Below are 25,236 nucleotides of genomic sequence, written 5' to 3'. Positions count from 1 at the left end.
TTGATTTGTTTTATTTCGTTACCGCTGTGGGCTGTTTTTGTTGCCCTCGCTCGCGGCGACTTGATTATAATAGCACCATTGGGTCAGGTTGTCAACAACTTTTTAAAGTTTTTTTGACTTTTTTCAGCATTTTAGGATTAAATTCCACAAATCCAGTATCTATGCGGCTTTACGTGAATACACTTTATATAAAAAGCACCCGTTGTCGATTCTTTTCATAATGCCTTGAATCGGTAACGGGTGTTTTATTTACTAATCCAATAATTCCTGTATATATAATGAATGCTCTTTTGATAAATCAACAAATGTTGTACCTACCTGTACAAGCGGACGGGATACATTCAATCTGTTAATCATGACAACCTGCCCGGTTCTTCCATCATTTAATAAAACTCTGTGTTGTACCATTGTATGTGCAATATGCGCAATAAATGTCATGTTAAACTGTGTATCAAGAATGTTGTGCAAATGCATTTCTTCCATTTTCTTTATTACAGAAAAAACGGGCATCGGCTGAATATCATTTTCTTTCATGGTGTATGTATCAAATATATCTGCAATTGCAAGAATTCGTGCCAGCTTGCCGATACCATGTTCTGAAATACGCAGCGGGAAGCCACTTTTATCTAAACGCTCATGATGTCCAAGGATTGCTTTCTTTATTTCAGTATCGATATTTTGATTTTTAACAATGTTATAACTGTATAATACATGCTTATTGTATACTCCGCCTTCCATTTCTTTGCGGAACGTAAAATCTTTACGCATTTCTTCCGGGAATTTTAAAATACCAACATCGTGCAAAAGACCCGCTATTGCTACATTTTCAATTTCCTTCGGTGTACATCCGGACCATTTTGCCAGAATCTGGCATAATATGGATACATTAATGGAATGTGCATATAATGATTCGGTATCTTTTTTCATCATTAACAGCATATTACATAAATTCGTTTCATTCCGCGACTTTTCAAGAATTTCATTTGTTACATTCATCAATGCCGGAACATCTATATCTTCACTGTTTTCAACGATTTTTTTCAAATTATCAGAAAGCATATTTTCCGCAACACTGAAATGCTCCTGAAATTCCTGATACTGTTTTTCATCTACTAATGGCTGCGCATTTTCTGCCTGCTGTGGTTCATCTGCTGCTGCCTGATATTCAATTGCAACACTATCAATTAAATGACGTGACAACAGGCTGATGACCTCATCTGTTACTATCGAGCCCTGCGCTACTAATACAACACCGGATTTATTATAAACGTCTTCCCCGATAATCATATCATTACACAGATGATTCACTGCTATTCTGATTTTTGCCATATTGGTACCCCCGTATTCTCTTGTATTCTATACTTATTATAATATCTTCTATAAACGTAAATTACAATGGTTCTTTATACTTACAAAATAAGCCGATTGTCTGCTCTATCTGTTCTATATTGGATATATACAGATACTGTTCCTGAATCCCGTCTGCCGCATTTTTATTTCTTTTGTTTTGCAATGACTGTTGTCAGATACCCTTTTGCTTTTTCCAGTTCATCTAATCCATAATATACCTGTTCCTGCGCCATACCGCAATTGGAAACACCCCATACTTCATATATTTTCCCTGTCTTATCCTGCCATGACCGCAGGGCATCTAACAGTTCTGCCAGCCGTTTGCCTGATTTCATATAAACGCACGTTCCGCTATAGGAAAATGTATCTTCCACTTCATACGCCGCCGGAATAATATGAATTTCTTCCTTTTTTTCTCCGAGTGAAATACCTAATTTTGCAGCAACCGCACAAAATGACGGCACCCCGTTTATGATTTCTGCCTGCCAGCCGTTTTCTTTTGCACGCTTGTGCATATACAGGTAGGTTGAATAAATACCGGGGTCACCGATTGTAAGCATTCCAACAATCTGACCGCGCCGCAGATAATCCTCTATCGTTTCATAAATACGTGTATGGGCAAGTTCCAGTTTCTTCTCATCTTTTATCATCGGAAACGGCATACACAACAGCGGCATATCCGAAATTTCCGGGCAGACCTGTCCTACAATACGGTACGCATAACACTCCTCTTTGGACACCGCCGGAAGCACAATCAAATCACAGGAACGGATGATTTCCAATGCCTGTAACGTCATCTGCTTGGGATTACCGCTCCCTACACCGATTCCATAAAGGATTCCCGGACGATTCTGTGCCGTAATATCCGCAAACAGCGTACCTGTAGTTTTTTGTAAATGTGATAAATAAACTTCCCGGATTGCCGGATATTCTGCAATTCCACGTAAAATACATTCCGGCGCATAACCTTCTTCCCTTAACAGGCTTGAAAAAGAATCTTCTTCTCCTGCCATGTCATTATTGGCATGGTCACCCGCTACCAGCATAAACGGTGCCACAATAACTTTAGTATTTACAATCCCCTCGAATTTCATCTGTGCAATGACATCTGCAATTGTCCGCTTTCCTTCAACGGTTGCAATATACACCGGATGTTGTGCATATGCCCGCAATGCCTGCTCCATAACGGCGTAACTGCTGTCTGCCGCGTGTTCCGTGCCATGTCCCATTAAAATCAGTGGCGCATCTCCTGTTTCTTCTTTTAAAGATTCCCACAATGCTTTTGCTACATTTGTATAATCCTCCGGCTCTGTCAAAAGTGCATCTGCCACGGTTATCTGTTCAAATGCCAAACGGTATTCTTCAACTGCCTGCTTCATGCGGTGATTTTCAATTCCGTCAATAACATGGGTCGGGAATACCGCTACATGGGTTGCCCCCTGCTCTTTGAGTTTTATCAGTCCTTCTTCAGGGCTCTTTGCATCCATATGTTCACGCTTTTTCATTACATTTCGTACAATTGTACTGGATACAGCCTCTGCTACCAAAACATCAGGATACAATGCCCGCACCTGTCTGGTAATTGCCGCTATATTTTTCTGACGTGTTTCCGGGTAAGTCGTCCCAAAACTCACAATTAAAATTGCCTTTTTCATACTCTCCTCATTTCTTGAACGATTTTATCGCGAAATGGCGATGAGAAATTCGCGAAGGCGATTTCTCATCTGCCATCAGGGAGATTTGTTTTCGTTCAGAAACAAATCTCCGTATGAAAAATAATCGCATCAGCATTATTTTTCATACTCTCCTCATTTCCGCAGACATTTTAATGCCGGAGAAACCACGAACTGAACCGGTTCAGTTCTGCGATAAACACAATTTTGTGACGCCTGCGGCACAAAATGTTATGCGAAAATCTTTAATTTATGGATTTTCGCATTTCTCTCCATTTTCGCCTGATTTTTTATACCATTATATTATATGTTTTTTTAGCACACCGCAATCTCTTTCTGCTTTGGGTGGGGCATGGCTTTTGATGTGTCACTTTTATATGAAGATTTTAAGCCGCAAAAAAGACTGTTTTAAAGATATTGTATCTTTTATCCTTAAAACAGTCTTTTCGTTTATTTTTTATACTTTTACTTTTCCGTATCAGAAAGCGCCGCCTGCGCCGCCGCGATTCTTGCTATCGGCACACGGAACGGTGAACAGCTGACGTAATTTAAGCCTGCCTTATGACAGAATGCAATGCTGGATGGGTCGCCGCCATGCTCGCCACAGATACCGCATTTTAAATCCGGCCGGGTGTTTCTGCCCTTCTGCACTGCCATTGCAACCAGCTGGCCTACACCATTCTGGTCTAAGCGTGCAAACGGGTCTGATTCGTAAATCTTGCTCTTATAATAAGAATCCAAAAACTTGCCCGCATCATCTCTTGAAAAACCAAATGTCATCTGCGTCAGGTCATTTGTGCCAAATGAGAAAAATTCTGCTTCCTGTGCAATCTCATCTGCAAGCAGTGCCGCACGCGGAATTTCAATCATGGTTCCGATTTTATAGTGAATATCGGACTGTTTTTCTGCTTTGACCTGCTCTGCTGTTTCGACAACAACATCTTTTACAAATTTTAATTCTTTTCGTTCTCCGACCAGCGGAATCATAATCTCCGGCACAATGTCGTATCCTTTTTCGACATGCACCTCAATCGCCGCTTCCATAACCGCTCTGGTCTGCATACGTGCAATTTCAGGATATGTTACCGCCAGACGACAGCCTCGGTGTCCCATCATCGGATTAAATTCGTGCAGTGCGGCGCACGTTTCTTTAATCTCCTCAACAGTCATGTGCATATCTTCTGCCAGTGCCTTGATGTCTTCTTCCTCTGTCGGTAAAAATTCATGCAGCGGCGGGTCTAAATAACGCACGGTCATCGGTCTGCCTTCCAGTGCTTCATACATTGCCTTAAAATCCGCTTTCTGGAATACAAGCAGTTCATCCAATGCCGCAACTCTGCCCTCTACGGTCTTTGACAGAATCATTTTACGGATTTTCGGAATTCTGTCCTGCTCAAAAAACATATGCTCTGTCCGGCACAGTCCGATTCCTTCAGCTCCCAGTTCCACGGCTTTTTTCGTATCTGCCGGTGTATCCGCATTGGTTCGTACACCCAGTGTCCTAAACTCATCTGCCCACTCCATAATCCGTCCGAAATTTCCGCTCACGGTTGCTTCTACCGTCTGAATGTCCCCTTTATATATCTTTCCGGTTGTACCGTCCAGTGAAATAAAATCTCCTTCATGGAATGTATATCCACCCAGTGTAAATTCTTTTGCCTCTTCATCAATCGCAATCGCACCACAGCCGGATACACAACACGTTCCCATGCCTCTTGCCACGACTGCCGCATGAGATGTCATTCCGCCGCGCACGGTAAGGATTCCCTGTGCTGCGTGCATTCCTTCAATATCTTCCGGTGATGTTTCCAGACGTACCAGAATGACACGTTCTTTTTTATTCTCTTTCACAAGCCGTTTGGCATCTTCCGCCGTAAATACAATTTTACCTGCCGCCGCACCCGGTGAAGCCGGAAGTGCTTCTCCAATCACTTCCCCTGCCTTTAAAGCTTCCGTATCAAACGTTGGGTGCAGTACCTGGTCGAGTGATTTTGCATCAATTCTAAGCACGGCTTCCTGTGGTGTGATTTTTCCTTCATCTACCAAATCACATGCAATCCGGATTGCAGCCTGTGCCGTCCGCTTGCCGTTGCGGGTCTGTAAGAAATACAGCTTTCCTTCTTCAATGGTAAATTCCATATCCTGCATATCGCGGTAATGGTCTTCTAACTTCATCGCCAGATCAATAAATTCACGGTAGCACTCCGGCATATCCTGTTCAAGCTGCGTAATCGGCTGTGGTGTGCGCACGCCGGCAACCACATCTTCGCCTTGTGCATTAATTAAATACTCCCCATAAATTCCCTTTGCACCGGTTGACGGATTTCTTGTAAATGCAACACCCGTTCCCGAAGTTGCACCTTTATTGCCGAATACCATGGTCTGGACATTGACTGCCGTTCCCCAGTCCCCCGGAATGTCATTCATTCTGCGGTAAGTAATGGCACGCGGCGTATTCCATGAACGAAATACCGCTTTAACGGCTTCCATTAACTGCTCCTGTGGATTCTGTGGAAATTCTTTTCCATCCATTGCTTCACGGTAAACCTGTTTAAACCGCGCAATCAGTTCTTTTAAATCCTCTGCCGTCAGTTCCGTATCATACTTGATTTTTTTGTCTGTCTTGACCTCGTCAATAATCTTTTCAAAGTAAGACTTCGGCACTTCCATGACAACATCGGAAAACATCTGGATAAATCTTCTGTACGAATCATATGCAAAACGCGGATTGCCGGTCTTTTCTGCAAATCCTTCCACTGCTTCATCATTCAGTCCCAGATTTAAAATGGTATCCATCATGCCCGGCATGGATGCCCTTGCTCCGGAACGGACAGATACTAACAACGGATTGGCATTGTCCCCGAACTTCTTTCCGTTTACCTGCTCCAGCCAGCCCACCGCTTCAAAAATCTGTGTCTGGATTTCTCCGCGGATTTGCTCCTCATTTGCATAATAATCCGTGCATGCTTCCGTCGTTATGGTAAACCCCTGTGGAATCGGCATACCGAGATTGGTCATCTCTGCAAGATTCGCACCCTTTCCACCGAGAAGCTCCCGCATATCTGCATTGCCTTCATGAAATTTGTAAACCCATTTCCTCATACCTTTGCCCTCCATACTTTTCTAACAGTTAATCCATATGATGCCGGGGGTTTTACCCCACTACTCTTTTATATGATTATACCAAAAAAAGAAAAATATGCCTAGACTTTTTGTTAATTTTTTGACATTCTTTTGCTAAATTTTTTTCAAAAACATTTCATGAATCCGCGTATCTGATGTCAGTTCCGGGTGGAATGACATTGCAAGCTGGTTTTTATTTTCCACCATTACGATATTACCGTCCACTTTTGCAAGTACCTTTGTATCGTCCAATACTTTTTCAATATACGGTGCGCGGATAAAGCGCATCGGAAACGTACCGATTCCTTCAATCTGTTCGTCAACGGAAAAACTGCCGAGCTGTCTTCCGTAAGCGTTGCGGCGCACAACCGCCGGAAGCGTGGCAAGATGTGTTGCCGCATCATTGCTTAACTGCTGTGCTAAAAGAATCGCCCCGGCACACGTTGCAAGCACCGGCATACCGTTTTTTATCTGGCTCTGTATGGTATCAAACATATCCAGTTCCCGCATCAGTTTTCCCTGTACGGTACTTTCTCCGCCCGGAAGAATCAGTCCGTCATAAGACTGACGGACGTCCTCACCTTTTCTTAATTCTATATATTCTGCACCTAATTGTTCCAGCATCTGCTCATGTTCTGCAAATGCCCCCTGTACTGCAAGAATTCCGATTTTCATACTACTCCTCATTTCTGAGCGACTTTGTCGCGAAGCGGCGATGAGAAATTCGCGCAGGCGATTTCTCATCTGCCATCAATGTTGTTTGCTTTCGCTCAGAAACAAACAACTGTGTGAAAAATGGCGCATCAGCGTTATTTTTCACACTATTTGCCTCTTTCAGCCATTAAAAGTTCAATTTCCTGTTCATTGATACCAACCATTGCTTCGCCTAAGTCTTCAGATAACTCTGCAATCAGCTTTGCATCTGTGAAGTTGGCAACTGCCTTTACGATTGCTGCCGCACGTTTTTCCGGATTTCCTGATTTAAAAATACCGGAACCCACGAATACACCTTCTGCGCCAAGCTGCATCATCAGTGCCGCGTCTGCCGGTGTTGCAACGCCGCCTGCTGCAAAGTTTACAACCGGAAGCTTTCCGTTCTCATGAACATATAATACTAAATCATACGGTACCTGTAATTCCTTTGCCGCCTGAAACAATTCATCTTCACGCATGGAAACAAGTCTTGCCATTTCACTGTTCATTTTTCTCATATGACGGACTGCCTGCACAACGTCACCTGTTCCCGGTTCACCCTTTGTACGAATCATGGAAGCACCTTCGTTAATTCTTCTTAACGCTTCCCCTAAATCCTTTGCGCCGCATACAAACGGTACGGAAAACTTGTGTTTGTCAATGTGGTAAACATCATCTGCCGGAGATAATACTTCACTTTCATCAATATAGTCGATTTCGATTGCTTCCAGAATCTGTGCTTCCGCAAAATGTCCGATTCTGCATTTTGCCATAACAGGAATAGTTACTGCTTCCTGAATTCCTTTAATCATCTTCGGGTCACTCATTCTTGCAACACCGCCTGCCGCACGGATATCCGCTGGGATTCTTTCCAGTGCCATGACCGCACATGCGCCTGCTTCCTGTGCGATTCTTGCCTGTTCCGGTGTGGTAACGTCCATAATAACGCCGCCCTTTAACATCTGTGCCAGTTCTTTATTTAATTCGTATCTGTTTTTTGCATTTTCGTTTGCCATCGTTTTTTTCTCCATTTCCTTTTTATTAATTTTGAATCAACATTTAAATGGAGTATAACAAAAACTGGGCATAATAAAATATTCAAAAATAATATTTTTATAATGTCCAGTTTCAAATCTGTTTATATTCAGTTTTAAATTTATATATGGTCAGTTGTTAAAACTCTTATAGCCAGTTTAGCGGTTGTCTACCTTTTCAGGGTATAAGTCATGACTGCTTAACCGCTCCCATGCAACCTGCTCCCAGCGTGTCCCCGGCTTTCCGTAATTGCAGTACGGGTCAATGGAAATGCCGCCGCGCGGGGTGAATTTTCCCCATACTTCTATGTACTTCGGCTCCATCAGGCGGATTAAATCTTTCATGATGATGTTGACACAGTCTTCATGAAAATCTCCGTGATTGCGGAAGCTGAACAGATACAGCTTTAATGATTTACTCTCTACCATTTTTACATCCGGCACATACGAAATTGTAATTGCTGCAAAGTCCGGCTGACCTGTAATCGGGCAGAGGCTTGTAAATTCCGGGCAGTTAAATTTTACAAAATAGTCGTTATCCGGGTGTTTGTTTACAAATGTTTCCAAAACCTCCGGCGCATAATTGTCGGGATACTTTGTTCCCTGATTGCCAAGCAGTGTTACACCCTGCGTTTCTTCTTTACTTCTTCCTGCCATTGTTTTTCCTTCCTTATTTATATTTTTAAAATGATAATGCCGGGTCTTTGACACCATTTGCCGCAAATGCTTTGGCACGATCAATGCACGTTCCGCAGACTCCACACGGTTTTTCATTTCCCTCATAGCAGCTCCATGTATATTCATACGGCACATGAAGGTCGAGTCCGATTTTTACGACCTCTGCTTTAGTGCGTGCAATAAACGGTGCTTCCACCTTTAACTGCTTTCCGCTTCCTATATAAATAGCGTCATTTATCGCCCGGTTGAACGCATCACTACAGTCCGGGTATGCGCTTCCCGCCGCGTCATCGCTGTGTGCACCATAGTAAATGACTTCACAGCCCTTTGACAGTGCAATGCTTGCCGCACTGGATAAAAACAGTCCATTGCGGAACGGCACGTATGTCGATACCGGTGTACCGTTTGTCTTTTCTATCTGGCTGGCATAGCTTTCCTGCGGAATCTCTTTATCGGAATGTGAAAGCAGGGAACAATCGCTGTACTGGAATATTTTTTCCAAATCCAGTGATAAATGCTCCACTTGATAATGCTGTGTTACTTTTTTCGCACACTCGATTTCTTTGGTGTGCTTCTGTCCATAGTAAATGGACAGTGCAATCACATTTTCCGCACCATACTTATCAACTGCCATTCCTAAACAAGTGGTACTGTCAACGCCACCACTGCATAAAACCATTGCTTTCATTTTGAAATCTCCCTCTTAGTGTCTGTGTATATGTTTTTGTATTCGTCTTTCGGATTCCGCGTGCCGTCATGCAGCTGTGGCAGCCTTCTATATAAACAGCTACGTCTTCCGATCCGGTCACCTGCGTAATAATATCCGCAATATCCGTGCCGATGCGTTCCTGAAGCTGTAACCGCTTTGCCACCATATCCGCGATTCTTGCAATTTTACTAAGTCCGATGACTTTACCGTTGGGTACATAAGCCACCGTAACTTTCATATCATACATTAATGCCAAATGATGTTCGCAGTAACTAAAAATATCAATATCTTTGACAACTACCATATCACCGTAACGGTCCGCCCCGCCTTCTTCGTCTTCCGAAAATGTCTTGTCAAACATCTGTGCAATCTCTTCATTGGTATATTTCATGCCCTCAAATACTTCTTCGTACATTCTGGCAACCCGTTGCGGTGTTTCCTTTAGCCCTTCCCTGTCCGGGTCATCTCCGAGTGCTTCTAACAGCCCACGGATATGATAAGCCACCGCTTCTGTATCAATCTCTTTCATTTTTCTCTCCATTCAGTTCTGCGATAAAGTCTATTTGCTTTCGTTGCGAAACAAATAGCTGTGTGAAAAATAAGCGCATCAGCGTTATTTTTCACACTAAACGCCTCTTTCATCCGGTGCCCAGATAAATTTGTGCATTTGTAACTGCATACGCACGCCGTTCATCTGATGTGCTTTCATGTATTCCACAATGTCTGCGGGTTCAATCGCACCAAATACCGGGCTGATGTATACATGACATTTCTGTGTCAATCCATATTCCTGTATTATCTGCCGTGTCTTTTCCAAATCTTCAATGCTGCCCGCCACAAATTTGACGGTATCCTGCGGCTGTAATTCGGAAAAATTCTGCAGGCGCATAAATGTTTCCATTCTACTGCCTGCCAGCTTATAATCCATGGTCATTGAAAGCCGCTCCATAGATTGCCGTTCTTGTGTTAAATGTTTTACCTGTGCACGCACATTTTCCAGACTGACACTTCCGTTGGTTTCAATCTCAACAGCTTTTCCCGCAGACAACAGTTCTTTTATCAGACCCGCAAGTTCTATCTGCAGCAACGGTTCTCCGCCTGTCATTGTCACATTGTCTATTCCTGTGCGGCACACGTCTGCCACCAGTTCTGCCGCCGTCTTTTCGACCGCCGGGGTATCCTGTCTGTTTGCCCATTGTGTATCACAATAACTGCAATTTAAGTTGCACCCCTTAAAACGGATAAAAACTGCCAGTTCCCCGGCTTTTGTTCCTTCTCCGTTGATACTCACAAACTGTTCCACCACCGGGTACTTTATTTGATTATTCATGTTCATACTTTATTCCTCATAGCACGCCGCATTATTCGGTGTTTCATATACGGTTACGCGTTTTACACGGTATCCTGCCTGCTGCATTTTTTCATGAAAATATTTTGCCATATTTTCCGCCGTCGGACGAAACGGAAACTGCAAAATCTTAAACTGCTCGCTTTCAAGCGCTGCAAGTGTCGCTTCCTTTAAACTGCCGGTTTCAATAATCAGGCAGTGGTCAAGTGCATCCACACATTCCCTTAAATCCCGCTTTAAATCGCCAAAGTCCACATACATGCCGCGGTTTTGTCCGTCTTCCTGTAAATCCTCCGTACAGACTTCCAGCACAACACGCCAGCGGTGTCCATGAATATTGCTGCATTTTCCGTCATATCCATATAAAAAATGTGCCGCATCAAAGCTGTGTTCCGTCTTTAAAATATACATTTTTCCTCATTTCCGTACGTTTTCCATTCTGTCATATAACTCTTCCTGCTGACTGCCTGCTGCTGTCCTACAGAAACGTGCGCCGCAATGCGTACAAAAAGAACATGGATTCAACCCAAATCCATGTTCTAAACATACTATGCAAATTTATCCCGTTCTGCCGTTGTGGCAGAATTTTCCTTTAAATATTGTATAGTCCTGGTTTTGTTTAGAGACAGGATGGTACAAACGAACTGTCTATTATTGCTGAGAAATAGGATAACAAATCCTTTTTAAAATGTCAACCGGTTCCCGGATTTTTTGTTTTACTGTTTTTCACTATTGTAATATTTATTTTTTGCAAGCAGCATATTTTTCTGAGCTTCGGTAATTGTATCAGTAATATCCGATATAAACACATAAAAAAGTCCACCGCCCGCTTCAATGGTCTGATGCTCTAAATGTCCGCAGTCATCAAGCCAGCGCACCGTGCCGTCCTTTCTTACAATACGGTATTTAATATAATCCATACTGCGGTCGGACTGCTTTATCTGATCGTGAATTTCCCATTCCACGCGTGCCAGATCCTGCGGATGTACCATACCGCGGAATGAATTATGCACCTGCTCCCGGAACTCCTCTATCGTTTCACAGCCAAACAGACGGATTGCACCCGGATTGGCATAGAGCAGTTTTTCTTCGCCCACTGCGCGATAGATAAAAAAGCCTTCTGACATATTTGCCAGTGTTTCTGACAGATATACCGCACGTTTATCCTTCCTTCCCTGCATCAGCGTATCAATACTGCGGATTACAATGACTGCATCCTTTGGTGTACCGTCACTGTCCCGTTCGCACACCGCTACCGTTGTCAGGCACCATTCCTTATTGTTTTTTTCATCTAACCGTTTATAGGACATTTCCAGCGTATCCTGCTTTGCAAGTCCTTTATTGAGATTTGTCAGCGAGAGAAACTTACGGATATTCTTTTCATCGGTTGATACAATCTTCCCCATATAAAAATGACGGTTAATGGATTCCTCGTAATTACCACGCTCCTGTAATGAATTTTCATCCGGGTAAATCATATGATAATAATTGTCCTTTAACTGTACAAAATAAACTTCACGATAGGAAAGCATCATACTCTTTAGAGCATTCGATGCAATATATGTATTCGTAATATCCTGTATAATCACACCGATGTAACCTTCCCGGTACTGATAATATGTAAACTGCATATACCGGTTGGAAATGTGGCTGTAAAGGTAAAATGTTTTCTTTTCACCTTTATATGCCGCATTATACATATACGTATATGCTTCCTCTACCTTATCACCGAAACTCTGATATGAAAGTGCCTTTAGCTGTTCTAAATCTCCGGTGCAGACCTGCCGCATTGTTTCATTGGCATATAAGATTTCATAATCCACCGGTTTATTATTTTCATCTAAAATCAGACGGTCAATACAAAATCCTGTCGGCATTTTTCCAAAGTGTGCTTCAAGACTTTCATAATCTTCATTAAATGCCCTATCCGTAATCTGTGTCTGCACTTCTGCCTGCTTTTTATCTGCCTGCACTTCGGTTACATTCATCAGCGAACCGTAATACTGGCGGCAGCCGTCCTTCTCCCGCAGGAAAAAGACTCTCATGTATACAAGAATGACCGTGCCGTCCATCTGCATAAAATGAATATATCCATCTGCTCCGGACATCTGATTCGAAAATGCCTTCTCAAAGATTGTATGCAAAAGAACCCTGTCATCTGCATGCACATGATTCCAAAAACGCTTTCCGTAACTGTTCGCCTGCCCTGATGATGTACCCATCAACTGAAAATACTGTTCATTGACCCTGGTAATTTCAATCTGATGATCCCTCATTTCATAAAATGCAACCGGTCCTAAGACATTATTTAACATACTATCCGTAATGAAATTCGTATCCATAAATTCACGAATATGAAGCGGCTCTACCTGCTTATAAAATAAATCATGAAAATCAAGCTGGCGTTCGTCGCTTAGCAGTTCTTCAAACTGCTTGACCGGCAGCGGTTTATAAAAATAAAATCCCTGAATATAACGGCATCCTAGGCTCTGTACAAACTGTTCCTGTTTCTCTGTTTCAACACCTTCCACGATAATAGGCAGCCGAAGCAGTCTTGCCATATTAACAACAGACTCTAAGATGTTCATGCCTTTTTCTTCTTCTGTTTCACTGATATCCAGAAAACGCATATCCAGCTTTAACACATCAACAGGAATATTTTTTAACATGTTCAAAGACGAATAGCCGCATCCAAAGTCATCCATCATAACCTTAAAGCCTTTTCCGCGCAAAATGTTAACCGTACTGGTAATCCGCTCATCACTCTCTGTATATGCACTTTCCGTAATCTCCACTTTTACATAATGCTCGGAGAGCTGATATTTTTCCAATAACGAGAAAATATATGCCGGTACATCCATTGAAAAAATGTCTACCCTTGATACATTAATAGAAATCGGAACCGGCTGGAATCCCCTGTCTATCCAGCTTCTTATCCACGCACATACCTTGTCCCATACATAGCGGTCCAACCGGTCTATCATTCCGTTCTTTTCCAATACCGGAATGAATGCCCCCGGAGATACCATCGTCCCATCCGGTTTCACCCAGCGCACGAGTGCTTCTGCACCCACAATCTGATGTGTTGCAATATTACACTGCGGCTGTGCAAAAAAGGTAAATTCATTATTTTTTAAGGCCTCCTGTATCTCGGATAAAAGTTCCACTTCTTTTTCCAGCCGTGACTCCATCTCCTGTGTATAATGGCAGATATGATCAGGCTGTCCTTCAAAAGCATTAGACAGAGCCAATGTCGCCCGGTCATACATAATCTCCGGCGAATCTGTATCTGTATTAATGGAATATATACCGATAACCGGATAAAAGCCGACCGTATTGTTCCATTTATGAATACCTTTTATAATCTGTTCCTGAATCTGTTTAATAATCTCATGAGAATCCGGTATAAATATTCCAAAATTATCTGCCCCCAGATAACCTTCCACACCGTCATGCTCTCCTGCAATCTCTTTTAAACAGTTCTGAATATAAAGAATAAGTTCGTCTCCGGTTTCTCTGCCATAAAGCTTATTAAAAAGCCTGAAATGCTCAATATCGATTGCGACCATACTATATGCGCCAGAAAGTCCCATCTCCATTTTACTTCTGACATTCGACATAAAGGTACGGTTGTAATAAAAGTCACTTAACTGTGCACCCTCCATAAAAGCTACCCTCCTATCCTCACAACAACTCTAATTTTTATTGTAGTGCAAATAGAATAAAATTTCAATCCTAAAGCACCTCTATTTTATGAAAAACTACCATTCATTTTGTATATTTATAACAAAAGCCACCCATGCAGACCTGTCTTCCTGCATGGGCGGCTTTATCCGGTTATTCTTTTGTATTTTTTACTTCTTTAAACGTTCTTTTACGCTTACAGGTTCTTTAACCTGATGCATATAAAAGAAAGAAGCTGAATTTACTGAACTTTTTGCAGTCTTTAAACCAACTGCCTTAACAGCTTTTAAAACTTTCTTCATACTTTCTTACCCCCTTTTGAATTAAAATTAATATTGCAGTTTCAAAAAGCGTCATTGCCACGATGTCCCCTACTTCTGCCAAGACACTTTTTGAAACGAATACCCCCAACAGATAGCACATGCTGATAAACCGCGATTTTTTTCGATTCATTACGACCTGTTCCCCGTCTAACGGTTTATTGGCATGCGGCACCGGAGCGAGCCACCAGATGATTCCCGTACCGACAGCCGCCAGCAGAAGCACTGCTGTAAAATGACTGTTCAGTTCCCCCGCTGCTGTCAGATTCAATATGTACAATCCGACCGTAGCACCTGCACATCTTACCTTTGTGGCTGCATGGTATCCTCCTGTGAAACTTCTAAGCACTGTAAATGACACAATAAAACAAATGCTTTGCCAGAATCTGCCCCACAATATGCCTAAAACTACTAAGAGCAGTGTTTCCAGAACACCGTCCATAAAAATCTCCAGCCCATATTGATAAATGTCAGCTTCATCTTTTTCAATCATCTGTTCCCGGGATAAATAGTCCGAAAGAATTCCCGCCAGCCGATGTGTCATTCGCTTTTACTCCTTATCTGTTTCTGCCCGAATCATATCTTTTTTCTGAAAAATTTTCAATAGGTTTGTCCTACTTTGCAGATATATGACGTACTTTGCAGATTTTCCGTGTAATAAAATATATTATACACAAGCAATATGCACCATAAACCGGCTGTTTTCTTCTGATATATCAATCAGTCCTCCATATTGATTCACAATTTTTTTCACGCTTAATATGCCAAGTCCGTGATTTTCAGCATCTTCTTTCGTGGTATGTAACTGCGGATTTCTGTCCAACACGGATTCTTCTATATAATTACTTACAATAAAATGACGGATATTATTGACTTCAAAACAGTCTACGCCAATAAATCTTTTTACCTCCGGCAGATTTTCCTCCGCCCGGATTGCATTGTCCATTAGGTTTGAAAATACAATCGCCATATCCATTTCACGTTCTTTCGGATAGCTGGTTGTAATCTGCCAGCGCACAAAAATGTCCTTTTTCCGGCACAGCTGCGCTTTTTCATACATCACCGCGTTAAGCATTTCGTTATCCACAATGTAGTAAACATTTACTCCGATACTGCTGACTGCACCCGTAAAACCTGCCATCTGCTTTTTTGCCTGTTCCACATTTCCTTCTTCGAGAAGCTTTGTCCATGCCATTGCATAATGTTTTAAATCATGGCTTAAAATCCTTGTTTCCCTCTGCATCTGATAAGCTTTTTCAATCATTGCTTTCTGTTTGTCCAGCTGGATTGCTACGATTTTGCCCTCGTTCATACGCTGATTCATCTTACTGATATGCAGTGCCAGAAATGTACAGCACCCCAGAATCACCAGCTGTAAGGTGAAAATTCCGAGAATATGTCCCTGCTCTTTTCCGTATATGCCGGTATTTAAGTTTATTTCTAACAGACTAATCAGGATAAATGCCGCCGCAATCAGAATCAGTAAAATTAACAGCCACTCCTGCCATTTTAAATACACTCTGTTTTTTCTCTGTATCATCGCTGCCCATATCAATATCACCAGCAACAGTCTTGCAATTAAGATAGAGCAGATTCTTGTGAAAATATTTCCTGTAATCAGTACCGACATCGGTTCTCCGGTTACCAGTGAAATCACCGGAAAACAGACACTGCTTGACACAATATACAGTATCATAATAATGATGCTCCACAAGCACCATGACCGCCAGCTTTCTTTTAAACATACATAACACATTCCAATATTGACTGCAATTCCCAATATAAACTGCTGTACCGGCAGCTGAATCAGGTATTGCGCACACAAGTACTGTAGCAGCATAAATAACACCAGATATTTGCTTTTCCCTTTACGGACCCCCAGTATGTATGCCAGCGAACCTATCATAAGCACGCCGTCACCCAGGCTTGTAATCTGCTCTACTATTATATTTAACACTTTTTCCCTCTTTTCTATCTGTACATACTGTTTCCCATTTTTCTGATATACCGCAGGTAGCGTGCCTTACACATTTCAAATTTTCCTCTGCTGATTCGGATAACTTCGTTATTACTCATAACAATTTTATCGCGCTGTATCTCGTATATGTATCTCATATTACATAAGTAGGAATAATGTGGACATAAAAAATCTCCGGTTTCAGCCAGATATGCGAAATCCGAAATTTTTCCGCGGACCTTTAATACTTCTTTCTGTGTGTGGACATACAAATGATGGCTTTGTACTTCGATGTAGATGATTTCCTGCTGTGGTAAAATCGTCGTAACCCCTCCGGTTTCATCAAACTCCAGACATTCCGTTTTTGTATTCTGCTGTATCCAGCTTTCTACCGCCTCTGTAAGTTCTTCCTCCAGATGTGATTTTCTGACAAAACGAAACGGTCTGAAATGAATGGATTCAAACACCAGATTTTCCATACTGCTGACAAAAATAATATTTTCCCCTCCTGTTATTTTATATAATTCCTCTGCAAGCGTAAAACCTGAAACCTCGCCCATTTGGATATCAAGCAGAACAATATCGTAAGGAACCCGGTGCAGCACGTCTAAAAAATGCTGTCCGGTCTGAAATTCCTCAATCCCGGCTTCCAGTTCTTTTTGGGAAAATATATTTTTGACAATTTGGACTTCCTGCATACGTTCCTGCATATCATCATCACAGACTGCAATCGTAAACATCACTCTTTCCTCCGTTTTGTGTTTTAAACCATTCCCCCGATTTATATATCTATTATATATGAATTACGGCAGTTGGGCAATACTCATTCCAACACGGGCATGAATCTTCATTTTTAGTTGATTTCATCACAAAACGGCACAAAAAGTCTCCCTACTCAAAATAATATAAATATACATCTTCTAAATCAATATTATCTTCTACCGGCACGGCTTCTTTAGGCAGCGTATCCCCGACAAGCCGCAGTGCCAGTCCGTTTTTCCGCTGACGGATATTTCCGACTTTATACTCTGCCTGCAATGCACCGACATCATCCAGCGTGCAGGTAATCTCAGCGACCTTTCCCTGCATTTTCTCAATCAGTTCCACCGGAGTCCCCGTTGCTACAATCTGTCCCTTCTTTATTAAAAGGACGTGGTCTGCAATGCACTCAATATCACTGACTACGTGGGTTGCAAATAAAATGATTTTATCCTTTGACAGTTCGGCAATGTAGTTACGGATTCCGATACGCTCCTTTGGGTCAAGTCCCGCGGTCGGCTCATCCAGAATGAGTATTTTCGGATTGCCGAGCAGTGCCTGTGCCAGCAGCACACGCTGTTTCATGCCGCCGGAAAAACCGCCGATTTTTTTATGGGCAACTCCGGTTAAATTGACAACCTCAAGCAGTTCGTCAATCTGCTGATTGACCGTTTTGCCCTCTGCATTTTTCCCTTTTAAACCTTTGACCTCTGCCATATATTTTAAAAATGCTTTGGGTGAAAAATCCTCATAAAATCCCTGCTGCTGTGGCATATAACCGACAATGGCACGAAACCTTTTCCCCAGCTTTAAAATATCTTCTCCGTCATATAAAATCCTGCCGCCGTCACTGCCGTTATCGCGGCTGACATTATCTGTTATCAGGTTAATCATCGTACTTTTTCCGGCGCCGTTTGCCCCCAGTATCCCGTAAATTCCCGGCTTAAAAGTGTAAGTTACTTTCCGTAATGCCTGTACCGTACCGTATGTTTTAGATAAGCCCTCTAACTGTAATTCCATATTTTTCACCTTTCCTTTATACAAGCTGTGTCACCTGATGCAGTATCCACACCAGCAAAATAACGCCTGCCAGTACTGCCGGCATCAAGGCTCTGTTTCCCTTTTTTCCAATCGCTCTAGATACCAGCATGGCAGCTGTCATTGTAAACAATGCTACAACCAATCTTACAAGCAGTAATATCATAAGCCACCCTGAAATACTCACATGACCTGCAAGCCCGCCCCACGCATTTTCCAGAAATGTAAGGCTTAACGCCGGTGCTGCCAGATACGGCATTCCGTAAATGTGGTGCAGATTCCAGATATCAATGCCGTAAACCGCCGCCGTCAGCCCTATGGTCAATACAACACAGGCGGTAATCTTCCAGCGCATCACCGCCGCTCTGCCGTTTGGCGCACTGTGTACAATCTGATACATGCCGGTTCTGTACTCCATGGCAATACTTTCAGACACAATAATCATAATTGCCGTTACCAGTGCAAGGATTAAAATAAACTCACGCTGTCTGCTGTATTTTCCGAAAATTTCTTCATATCCTCTGTCGGAAACCAGCCATATTTCCTGTCCGGTTGTTTCCCGTATCTGCTCTGCGTAAGAGAGTTTACTTTGGTACTCCTGAATCGTATTTACAACCTGTCTTTGATACTGCAAGGCACTGACTGCCGCCGTATACTCTTTTAATTCAATTTCACCGTCCTCATATGCCGCCGCCGCTTCTTCCAATGCTTCCTGCGCCTGCCGGTATGCTTCGAGCCGTTCCTGCACATAATCTTCAATATAACCGTACTCTTTTCCGCCATGCTCTAAATACATTTTGTCATACTCTTTCTGTGCATCGGTAAATGTCATCTGTCCGGTTGTACTGAAATATGCCGCTATGATTATCAGTGCTGCCACCGCCCACAGGGCTTTGCCTGTTATCACCAGCTTGTGCAGTTCTTTTAATACTACCGGATATTTTGCAAATACACGCTGGTACTGTCCGTGAACCGCCGTAAACATGCGGGATAACAATGACACTTTTGTATTCGGCCGCATGGCGGCATAGCGCATTACCGCAAAAATTCCGCAAAACAGACCACACACCGTTAAGAAAAACAACGCCACGGAAAAGACCGAAAATACATAATTTTGAAAACCCCAGTTGATATACGTGCTGTACAAATCACTGATTTTTAAAAAGCTGACAACATTAATATAATGAAAAACATTATACACGCTCTGCACTTCGATTTTCTGATAGACGAGAATCTCTATGCCGACAAATGCAGCTGTGCAAATCAGCGTATGGTTGCGGTTGCGGAATGCCATAAACAGCGCCCATAAAATGATACTGAATGCCGCTAAAATAAACCATGACAGGAAAAACAGCCGTAAAATATATGCGCCTTTACTGAGTGTATATGTAAATTTCCCAAAATCCACAAAGGTCTGTACCGGATTGGTCAAATCCTTTACTCCGCCGTATAACAGCATCGCTGTAAGAAATGTCGTGCCGTACAAAAGAAAGAGAATCGCAAAGGAACCGCCCGCTAACAACAGCAGTCTTTTGAGGGCAAGTACAGTTCTTCCGTTTGGGGTGTTATGTACAATCTGCCACATTCCGTTTTCACGTTCATCAAAAAGGGAATAAATCACCGCCACCATAAGCGCTGCCGCAATGTAATACATCAGGTTGTAGTGAACAAATGCATCTGCGCCCTTATCGTTGTCTAACTTCAGTTCGACATTCTGTACTCTTTCAAAGTCCTGTGCCGTCCTTAAAATGTTGCTGTAGGAAAATGTATTCTGCTTGGAGAAAATACGGAATCGTTTCATATTTTCTGCGTTTGCCATGACTGTATCAATGGAAGTCTCATATCCGTTCAGATATTCGAGCTTACTGCGCAGCTGCTTTAACTGTAATTCCAACTGGGTCTGCTGTTGCGCTGTCAGGCTCTGATGATACGCAATCATTTCACGACTGCCTTCATCGACTTCCGATAAAAGTTCTTCCGATGTCTGCTTCTGTGCCGCATTTTCTGCCGTCTGGCTGTTCTGCATTTCATTTTGAGCAGTATTTTTCGTTTCTTCCTGACTGTTCTCCTGCTTTAAAATTTTTGCATATTTACGGATATTACTGAATTCCGTTCCCAGCCGTTCCTGCGCCTGTTCCAGACTCATATTTTCATAACGCTCAACCAGCTTCTGATACTGTCCCGCCGCAAAAAACATTTCCGTAAGGCTTCTGCCTGCCAGCTCGCTGTACAAAAACAGACACAAATTGCCTAGCACTGCCACCGCAATCAATATCCACATTTTTTTATGAAAAACCCTTTTTACTTCTCCCATATTTTTCTCCTGCATATGACAATTTTTAATTTACCTGAATCCACTCGGATTTATCTGACAAATTTTCTTTTTTCATATATTCCAGATTATCTCCGTTTTCTTCAAACAAATAGTCTGTGTCGCCAAAATAAACGACACCGTTGCAAAGAATTTTGGCAATCTGATTCCCTTTGGTATCCAGCACATAACAATATCTTTGGGTGCGTGTTTTTGTTTCTGTGGCTCTGCCTGCGCCGTTGTTAAAAAGATACAGATTTTTTCCGTCATAAGACATTTTGCACTGTATCAGTTCATCTTCCGCCGGATAAATAAGAGTATTACTGCCCTGTGTCATGTCATAGGCATAAAGCCCCGTTCCCTGCACAAAATAAAACAGCGTCTGATTTTCTGTATCCGCATGATAGTCACAGACATCGGCATCTATAACCTTTCTGGTATCTCCGGTGGCAAAATCATATTCAAACAAGCCTTTATAATCAGATGACACAGCCTTGGTTTCCTTATTCTTTGTATATTCCCGGATAACAAAATATAGTTTATCGCCAAAGCTTCTGCCGCGGTCAATAGAAGCTCCTGTTCCCGTATAGGAAAAAACGGTCTGTTCCGTTCCGTCTGTCAGCGAAATTTTTTTAATAACTTCTTCTGCTTCTTCCTCCTGACCTGCATGTCCGGTATCATCATATGCGTAGACATCATTTTCATGAAAGACAAGTGATATGCTTGATACGCCTGTATTGGCAAATAAATCGGCAATGGTTTCTCTTGCACTTCCGTCTGTATGGATGCGCACAAGTTTTCCCATTCCGCCTTCACATTGAATCAGATACAGATAACCGTTATAGCAGTATATCGTATCGGTCAGATACAATGCCGAACCGGTCTGCTTCATATCACAAAGATACGCATTACAGGTATTATCACTATGCGTACATTCCGGTTTTGCACAGACTGCAACCGCTTCCTGTGTTGTTTCATCAAAAAATGCTATTTTTGAAATTCCATCTGTTGTCTGAATAAAATAATAGCCGCCCATGCCCTTTGCAACTGCATGGTTGTCGGGATTCCAATAGTTCTGCGATTCATTTTGTGTTGTGCCCCACTGCCCGATGGCCACGTTTACTGTATTCTTATCAGGATTTTCACGTACCTGATTTTTCAGGACAAACCCTAAAATTACCGCCGCAGTAACAAGGACAACTGTACACGTTATCATCATTTTTTTCTTCATTGGTAATCACCCGCTTTCACGTTCTAAATTAATTTTAATTAACCGGTATCCATTCTTTTGCTGTCAGGATATCTGCTTTTTCAATATAATATTTTTGTCCTCCGCCCCATGAATCTGCGCCAAAAACATTCTGCTCATCGCCAAAACAGGTAAAATACATACCTTCTGTAGGAATCTTGTTCAATTCATTTCCGTCTGTATCCATAACATATAAATAAGTATCTGTACGCTTGAAAAAGTAAACAGAATATTGTTCATTACTCATATATAAATATTTTCCGTCAAAGGAAAGCTGGCAGATATTTGTTTCATTTTCGACCATTTTGTAGATTCTTTCCGCCTTGCTGTCCGACAATTTACGTTTATATAAACCGTCATTAAATACATAATAATAAAGCGTTTGTGAAACTTCATCTACTGTGTAATCCGTTATGTCCCCGGACGATATATTTTCTGTTTTCTTTGTTGCATAATCATATGCAAAAATGCCTTTACGCGTGTAAGTACGCTCTGCATGCTGTTCTGTACTTTCACGTCCCTCATCTTCCACTAAAAAGAATAATTTTCCCCCATAGCTTTTGGCGGCATGAATCACCGCACCATAACCTGTGTACTCATAGGCATGTTCATCTTCTTTTCCGTCTAACGAACGTCTTCTAAGTACGGCTGTGGATTCCTCATATCCCGAAACACTTCCCTGTCTTTGATAAATGTACACATTTTCATCATGAAAGGTCAGACAATATGCCGGAGAAACAGCTCCGATTTCAAACAGCCTTTTTCTATATGAACCGTCCGGTGCAACCTGCTCAAGATAGGATAAGCCGTCAGTATCATCATTGTAAATCACATAAACCATGCCATTATAATAATAAATTTGCTGTGCATTATATTTTTTGCTTAAATACGCATTGCAATTTTCATCTGTATGACTGCATTCTGCCTTTGAACATAACGGAATTGTGTTTTTAGTTTCATTATCAAGATAGCATATTCTGTTTGTCCCCGCCTCAATTTGTTCTATACAGTAATATCCATTTTCACATTTTGTAATATACCGCCCAAAGATATTCCAATACGGCTGGTCATCTTCAGTTGAAGGATTCAGTGTAACCGAAGTCTGCTTTTGGGTACATCCAGTGGCAAATATGCTTGTAAATAATAAAATTGTAACTGTGAGTATGATATATCTTTTTTTCATGGTAGTCACCCGCTTTCACTATGCCGCTACTCCATTTCTAATAAATATAACTCTAAATATGCCGGTGTATCAGAGGTTTCATATTTTTGACGTATGCCAAAATATTGTGTATGCTCTGTTCCGTCAACTTCCGTTATATCTGCCTGAATCACTGCACTTTCCAAATCTTTTTTATAATCGTTATAATATTTTTCTATTTCTCCGTTACTTTGTACGGCTATACAAAAAAATAAATAAACAGTCTGCTCTGATTCTCCTTCAATTTCAACAGACGGTTGATACATCGCTTCTAACTCATCTGTTGAAAATGAAAATTCATTTTTTGATAATCCGCCAGCAAAGTTATACAGTGTATACACAACCTTCTGAGTGGTTTTTTTTTCAATAATTTCAGGTATTTGAATATTATTGCCGCAAATTAAATACTCTGTTGTAATTTCATTTTCATCAGTTACTTTTTTGTCATAAGAAGCTTTATAGCCTTTTAACATAAATTCTTTTACTTTTTCTTCGGATATGACTTTTTTATCCATTGCCAGATATTTTATCTGATATTGTAAATATTGTTCCTGTATGTAAGTTATCCCGTCTTTATGTGTTTTTTCTATTCTCAGCGGTTCCTGTCTTTTTGTTTCTGTCGATACTGTACTCTCCTGCTTATCTGCATTTTTCGTTTCCCGTATCCCACACCCTGTTATAGAAAATACCAATGCCAGCACTATTCCAATGATATATATTTTTTTCATAATTCCACCTCCAATATAACGGCACAGTTCTTACTCCATTGCCTTCCATTCCCACTCACCCGGCAATGATTTATTAATATAACTGTATTCTGAATTTCCCCCGCTTATTTTTTGAATGACCGTCTGCGCAAATAAATAATTGCCGTCACCAAAATAAATCCGCTGTGTCTTTTCCCCTGAAATTTGCTGAATCATATTACCGTTTGTATCAATTACAAAACACTGTTTTTCAACTTCTTTTCCCATTCTTTTTGAAATTGATGCCCACGCACTGTTATCCATATAAATGTATTGTCCGTCAAATGAAATTTCCGGCATTTGATTCTTTTCATCTGCCTCTATAAGCAGCTTCTGTTCTTTAGTATTAATATCATAACTATACAATCCCTTCTCTTTTACAAAATAAAAAAGCTTGTTTGTATTTTCATCTATGCAATACCCCGTAACTTCCTGTTCCAGCACTCTGCCCGCTTCCATTGTATCCGTCCGGTATACATACAGTCCCTTATATGCCTGATTTAATACCACCTTATCATTTACGTTTTGTTTCTGTACATCCGATATAATAAAAAACAACTGATTTCCATAACATTTTGCCTGCATAATGGCACAGCTTGCTCCCGTATACTGTGCAACGACCGCCTGTTCTTTTCCGTCTAAGGAGTATCTGGTAATCGTTTCTGCATATTCTTCTTCCATTCCCAAATGTTGATTCATATTGTATACATAAACATAATCATTATGAAATACAAGATTTGTTCCTGTATCTCCCTGCCCATACTGGTATACTTGTACTATCTTTTCCCGCTGTGCGCCATCGGGTGAAAAACGTACCAAAAATCCTTCACTGTTTAATAAATATAATGAATCTTTATAATAATAAACCGTCTGCATCAAATATCCGGTACCTTTTTGTGTTCCAACATACGCATTGCAGTCTGTCGTATTATGCTGACAATTCGGCAAGGCACATAACGGATAGCTTTCCTGTGTTTCTTCATCAAAAAACATCAAGTAACTGTCACCATTGTCCATATAATAGTAACCACCTTCGCCTTTTGCAAAATTATGTGCCACCGTTCCCCAATAGCTCTGCGAATCATTTTCTGTTTCCTGCACGGTCTGAATTTCAAGCTGCTTTGCCTGATTTAAATCACTGCTTTGCGGCTGTTCACTTTGATTTTTTGCAGTACACGCACTGCACATAAGACATACTGTGAACACTAGACCTATTAATTTTTTTCTCATATACCCACCCCTCTTTATGGCTGTAAAACTCATATTCCATATTCATTTTACAGCCACAAAAAACACCTTTGTATTTAAAAGTTCTTTCTATTCATATAACGTAATTGCACTGTGATTACCATCATCGTCCCAT

The 25,236-nt window shown here is 41.5% G+C and carries 21 protein-coding genes; all 21 read right to left on the bottom strand.

What is annotated here, in order from left to right:
- Positions 1–252: 252 nt before the first annotated feature.
- A complete protein-coding gene (locus WMO37_RS12565) occupies positions 253–1,329 on the bottom strand; it encodes an HD-GYP domain-containing protein (protein ID WP_349155174.1) in 1,077 nt (358 codons plus the stop codon).
- A gap of 164 nt (positions 1,330–1,493) precedes the next feature.
- Positions 1,494–3,005 (bottom strand): precorrin-2 C(20)-methyltransferase, encoded by a 1,512-nt coding sequence (cobI, locus tag WMO37_RS12560; RefSeq protein ID WP_227090372.1) that lies wholly within the window; start codon positions 3,003–3,005, stop codon positions 1,494–1,496.
- Between the two features lie 483 nt (positions 3,006–3,488).
- Positions 3,489–6,125, bottom strand: coding sequence for a pyruvate, phosphate dikinase (gene ppdK / locus WMO37_RS12555; RefSeq protein WP_349155173.1), 2,637 nt, complete (start codon positions 6,123–6,125; stop codon positions 3,489–3,491).
- A gap of 135 nt (positions 6,126–6,260) precedes the next feature.
- Complete coding sequence (gene pdxT / locus WMO37_RS12550; RefSeq protein WP_349155172.1) at positions 6,261–6,821, bottom strand: pyridoxal 5'-phosphate synthase glutaminase subunit PdxT; 561 nt, start codon at positions 6,819–6,821, stop codon at positions 6,261–6,263.
- 146 nt (positions 6,822–6,967) lie between these two features.
- A complete protein-coding gene (gene pdxS, locus WMO37_RS12545; RefSeq protein ID WP_349155171.1) occupies positions 6,968–7,855 on the bottom strand; it encodes a pyridoxal 5'-phosphate synthase lyase subunit PdxS in 888 nt (295 codons plus the stop codon).
- Between the two features lie 177 nt (positions 7,856–8,032).
- A complete protein-coding gene (queF, locus tag WMO37_RS12540) occupies positions 8,033–8,530 on the bottom strand; it encodes a preQ(1) synthase (protein WP_022431206.1) in 498 nt (165 codons plus the stop codon).
- Positions 8,531–8,555: 25 nt separating this feature from the next.
- Positions 8,556–9,239: a 7-cyano-7-deazaguanine synthase QueC gene (gene queC, locus WMO37_RS12535; protein WP_022431205.1), complete on the bottom strand. Its 684-nt coding sequence runs from the start codon at positions 9,237–9,239 to the stop codon at positions 8,556–8,558.
- On the bottom strand, positions 9,205–9,789 hold the full coding sequence (folE, locus tag WMO37_RS12530; protein ID WP_022431204.1) for a GTP cyclohydrolase I FolE: 585 nt from the start codon (positions 9,787–9,789) through the stop codon (positions 9,205–9,207). The genes queC and folE overlap by 35 nt, the downstream gene beginning before the upstream one ends.
- 96 nt (positions 9,790–9,885) lie before the next feature.
- Entirely contained in the window at positions 9,886–10,596 is a 711-nt protein-coding gene (queE, locus tag WMO37_RS12525) for a putative 7-carboxy-7-deazaguanine synthase QueE (RefSeq protein WP_349155170.1), read from the bottom strand.
- Positions 10,597–10,599: 3 nt separating this feature from the next.
- Positions 10,600–11,019, bottom strand: coding sequence for a 6-carboxytetrahydropterin synthase QueD (gene queD / locus WMO37_RS12520; RefSeq protein WP_022431202.1), 420 nt, complete (start codon positions 11,017–11,019; stop codon positions 10,600–10,602).
- Positions 11,020–11,324: 305 nt separating this feature from the next.
- Positions 11,325–14,273 carry an EAL domain-containing protein gene (locus WMO37_RS12515; protein ID WP_349155169.1) on the bottom strand — a complete coding sequence of 983 codons (2,949 nt, stop codon included), beginning with the start codon at positions 14,271–14,273 and terminating at the stop codon, positions 11,325–11,327.
- A 189-nt stretch (positions 14,274–14,462) separates the two neighbouring features.
- On the bottom strand, positions 14,463–14,594 hold the full coding sequence (locus WMO37_RS12510; protein ID WP_227090366.1) for a cyclic lactone autoinducer peptide: 132 nt from the start codon (positions 14,592–14,594) through the stop codon (positions 14,463–14,465).
- Complete coding sequence (locus WMO37_RS12505) at positions 14,569–15,156, bottom strand: accessory gene regulator B family protein (RefSeq protein WP_227090365.1); 588 nt, start codon at positions 15,154–15,156, stop codon at positions 14,569–14,571. The genes WMO37_RS12510 and WMO37_RS12505 overlap by 26 nt, the downstream gene beginning before the upstream one ends.
- Positions 15,157–15,279: 123 nt before the next feature.
- Positions 15,280–16,569, bottom strand: coding sequence for a sensor histidine kinase (locus WMO37_RS12500; protein ID WP_349155168.1), 1,290 nt, complete (start codon positions 16,567–16,569; stop codon positions 15,280–15,282).
- Between the two features lie 14 nt (positions 16,570–16,583).
- A complete protein-coding gene (locus tag WMO37_RS12495) occupies positions 16,584–17,309 on the bottom strand; it encodes a LytR/AlgR family response regulator transcription factor (RefSeq protein ID WP_349155175.1) in 726 nt (241 codons plus the stop codon).
- Between the two features lie 151 nt (positions 17,310–17,460).
- Positions 17,461–18,348 carry an ABC transporter ATP-binding protein gene (locus WMO37_RS12490; RefSeq protein WP_349155167.1) on the bottom strand — a complete coding sequence of 296 codons (888 nt, stop codon included), beginning with the start codon at positions 18,346–18,348 and terminating at the stop codon, positions 17,461–17,463.
- A 16-nt stretch (positions 18,349–18,364) separates the two neighbouring features.
- Positions 18,365–20,680, bottom strand: a complete 2,316-nt coding sequence (locus WMO37_RS12485) for a hypothetical protein (RefSeq protein ID WP_349155166.1) — start codon at positions 20,678–20,680, stop codon at positions 18,365–18,367.
- Positions 20,681–20,705: 25 nt separating this feature from the next.
- Positions 20,706–21,908 carry a hypothetical protein gene (locus WMO37_RS12480; protein WP_349155165.1) on the bottom strand — a complete coding sequence of 401 codons (1,203 nt, stop codon included), beginning with the start codon at positions 21,906–21,908 and terminating at the stop codon, positions 20,706–20,708.
- Between the two features lie 34 nt (positions 21,909–21,942).
- Positions 21,943–23,109: a hypothetical protein gene (locus WMO37_RS12475; protein ID WP_349155164.1), complete on the bottom strand. Its 1,167-nt coding sequence runs from the start codon at positions 23,107–23,109 to the stop codon at positions 21,943–21,945.
- A gap of 26 nt (positions 23,110–23,135) precedes the next feature.
- Positions 23,136–23,855 carry a hypothetical protein gene (locus WMO37_RS12470; RefSeq protein WP_349155163.1) on the bottom strand — a complete coding sequence of 240 codons (720 nt, stop codon included), beginning with the start codon at positions 23,853–23,855 and terminating at the stop codon, positions 23,136–23,138.
- A gap of 30 nt (positions 23,856–23,885) precedes the next feature.
- Entirely contained in the window at positions 23,886–25,103 is a 1,218-nt protein-coding gene (locus WMO37_RS12465; protein ID WP_349155162.1) for a hypothetical protein, read from the bottom strand.
- Between the last annotated feature and the right edge of the window lie 133 nt (positions 25,104–25,236).

This window comes from Lachnospira intestinalis, assembly GCF_040095895.1.
GTDB classification, from domain to species: Bacteria; Bacillota; Clostridia; order Lachnospirales; family Lachnospiraceae; genus Lachnospira; species Lachnospira intestinalis.
This window is presented reverse-complemented; position numbering and strand designations above follow the sequence as displayed.

Bases quoted from the DNA above. Each gene is read 5' to 3' on its own strand.
- WMO37_RS12565 (WP_349155174.1), bottom strand. From the start codon at position 1,329: ATGGCAAAAATCAGAATAGCAGTGAATCATCTGTGTAATGATATGATT.
- cobI (WP_227090372.1), bottom strand. From the start codon at position 3,005: ATGAAAAAGGCAATTTTAATTGTGAGTTTTGGGACGACTTACCCGGAA.
- ppdK (WP_349155173.1), bottom strand. From the start codon at position 6,125: ATGAGGAAATGGGTTTACAAATTTCATGAAGGCAATGCAGATATGCGG.
- pdxT (WP_349155172.1), bottom strand. From the start codon at position 6,821: ATGAAAATCGGAATTCTTGCAGTACAGGGGGCATTTGCAGAACATGAG.
- pdxS (WP_349155171.1), bottom strand. From the start codon at position 7,855: ATGGCAAACGAAAATGCAAAAAACAGATACGAATTAAATAAAGAACTG.
- queF (WP_022431206.1), bottom strand. From the start codon at position 8,530: ATGGCAGGAAGAAGTAAAGAAGAAACGCAGGGTGTAACACTGCTTGGC.
- queC (WP_022431205.1), bottom strand. From the start codon at position 9,239: ATGAAAGCAATGGTTTTATGCAGTGGTGGCGTTGACAGTACCACTTGT.
- folE (WP_022431204.1), bottom strand. From the start codon at position 9,789: ATGAAAGAGATTGATACAGAAGCGGTGGCTTATCATATCCGTGGGCTG.
- queE (WP_349155170.1), bottom strand. From the start codon at position 10,596: ATGAACATGAATAATCAAATAAAGTACCCGGTGGTGGAACAGTTTGTG.
- queD (WP_022431202.1), bottom strand. From the start codon at position 11,019: ATGTATATTTTAAAGACGGAACACAGCTTTGATGCGGCACATTTTTTA.
- WMO37_RS12515 (WP_349155169.1), bottom strand. From the start codon at position 14,273: ATGGAGGGTGCACAGTTAAGTGACTTTTATTACAACCGTACCTTTATG.
- WMO37_RS12510 (WP_227090366.1), bottom strand. From the start codon at position 14,594: ATGAAGAAAGTTTTAAAAGCTGTTAAGGCAGTTGGTTTAAAGACTGCA.
- WMO37_RS12505 (WP_227090365.1), bottom strand. From the start codon at position 15,156: ATGACACATCGGCTGGCGGGAATTCTTTCGGACTATTTATCCCGGGAA.
- WMO37_RS12495 (WP_349155175.1), bottom strand. From the start codon at position 17,309: ATGTTTACGATTGCAGTCTGTGATGATGATATGCAGGAACGTATGCAG.
- WMO37_RS12490 (WP_349155167.1), bottom strand. From the start codon at position 18,348: ATGGAATTACAGTTAGAGGGCTTATCTAAAACATACGGTACGGTACAG.
- WMO37_RS12485 (WP_349155166.1), bottom strand. From the start codon at position 20,680: ATGGGAGAAGTAAAAAGGGTTTTTCATAAAAAAATGTGGATATTGATT.
- WMO37_RS12480 (WP_349155165.1), bottom strand. From the start codon at position 21,908: ATGAAGAAAAAAATGATGATAACGTGTACAGTTGTCCTTGTTACTGCG.
- WMO37_RS12475 (WP_349155164.1), bottom strand. From the start codon at position 23,109: ATGAAAAAAAGATATATCATACTCACAGTTACAATTTTATTATTTACA.
- WMO37_RS12470 (WP_349155163.1), bottom strand. From the start codon at position 23,855: ATGAAAAAAATATATATCATTGGAATAGTGCTGGCATTGGTATTTTCT.
- WMO37_RS12465 (WP_349155162.1), bottom strand. From the start codon at position 25,103: ATGAGAAAAAAATTAATAGGTCTAGTGTTCACAGTATGTCTTATGTGC.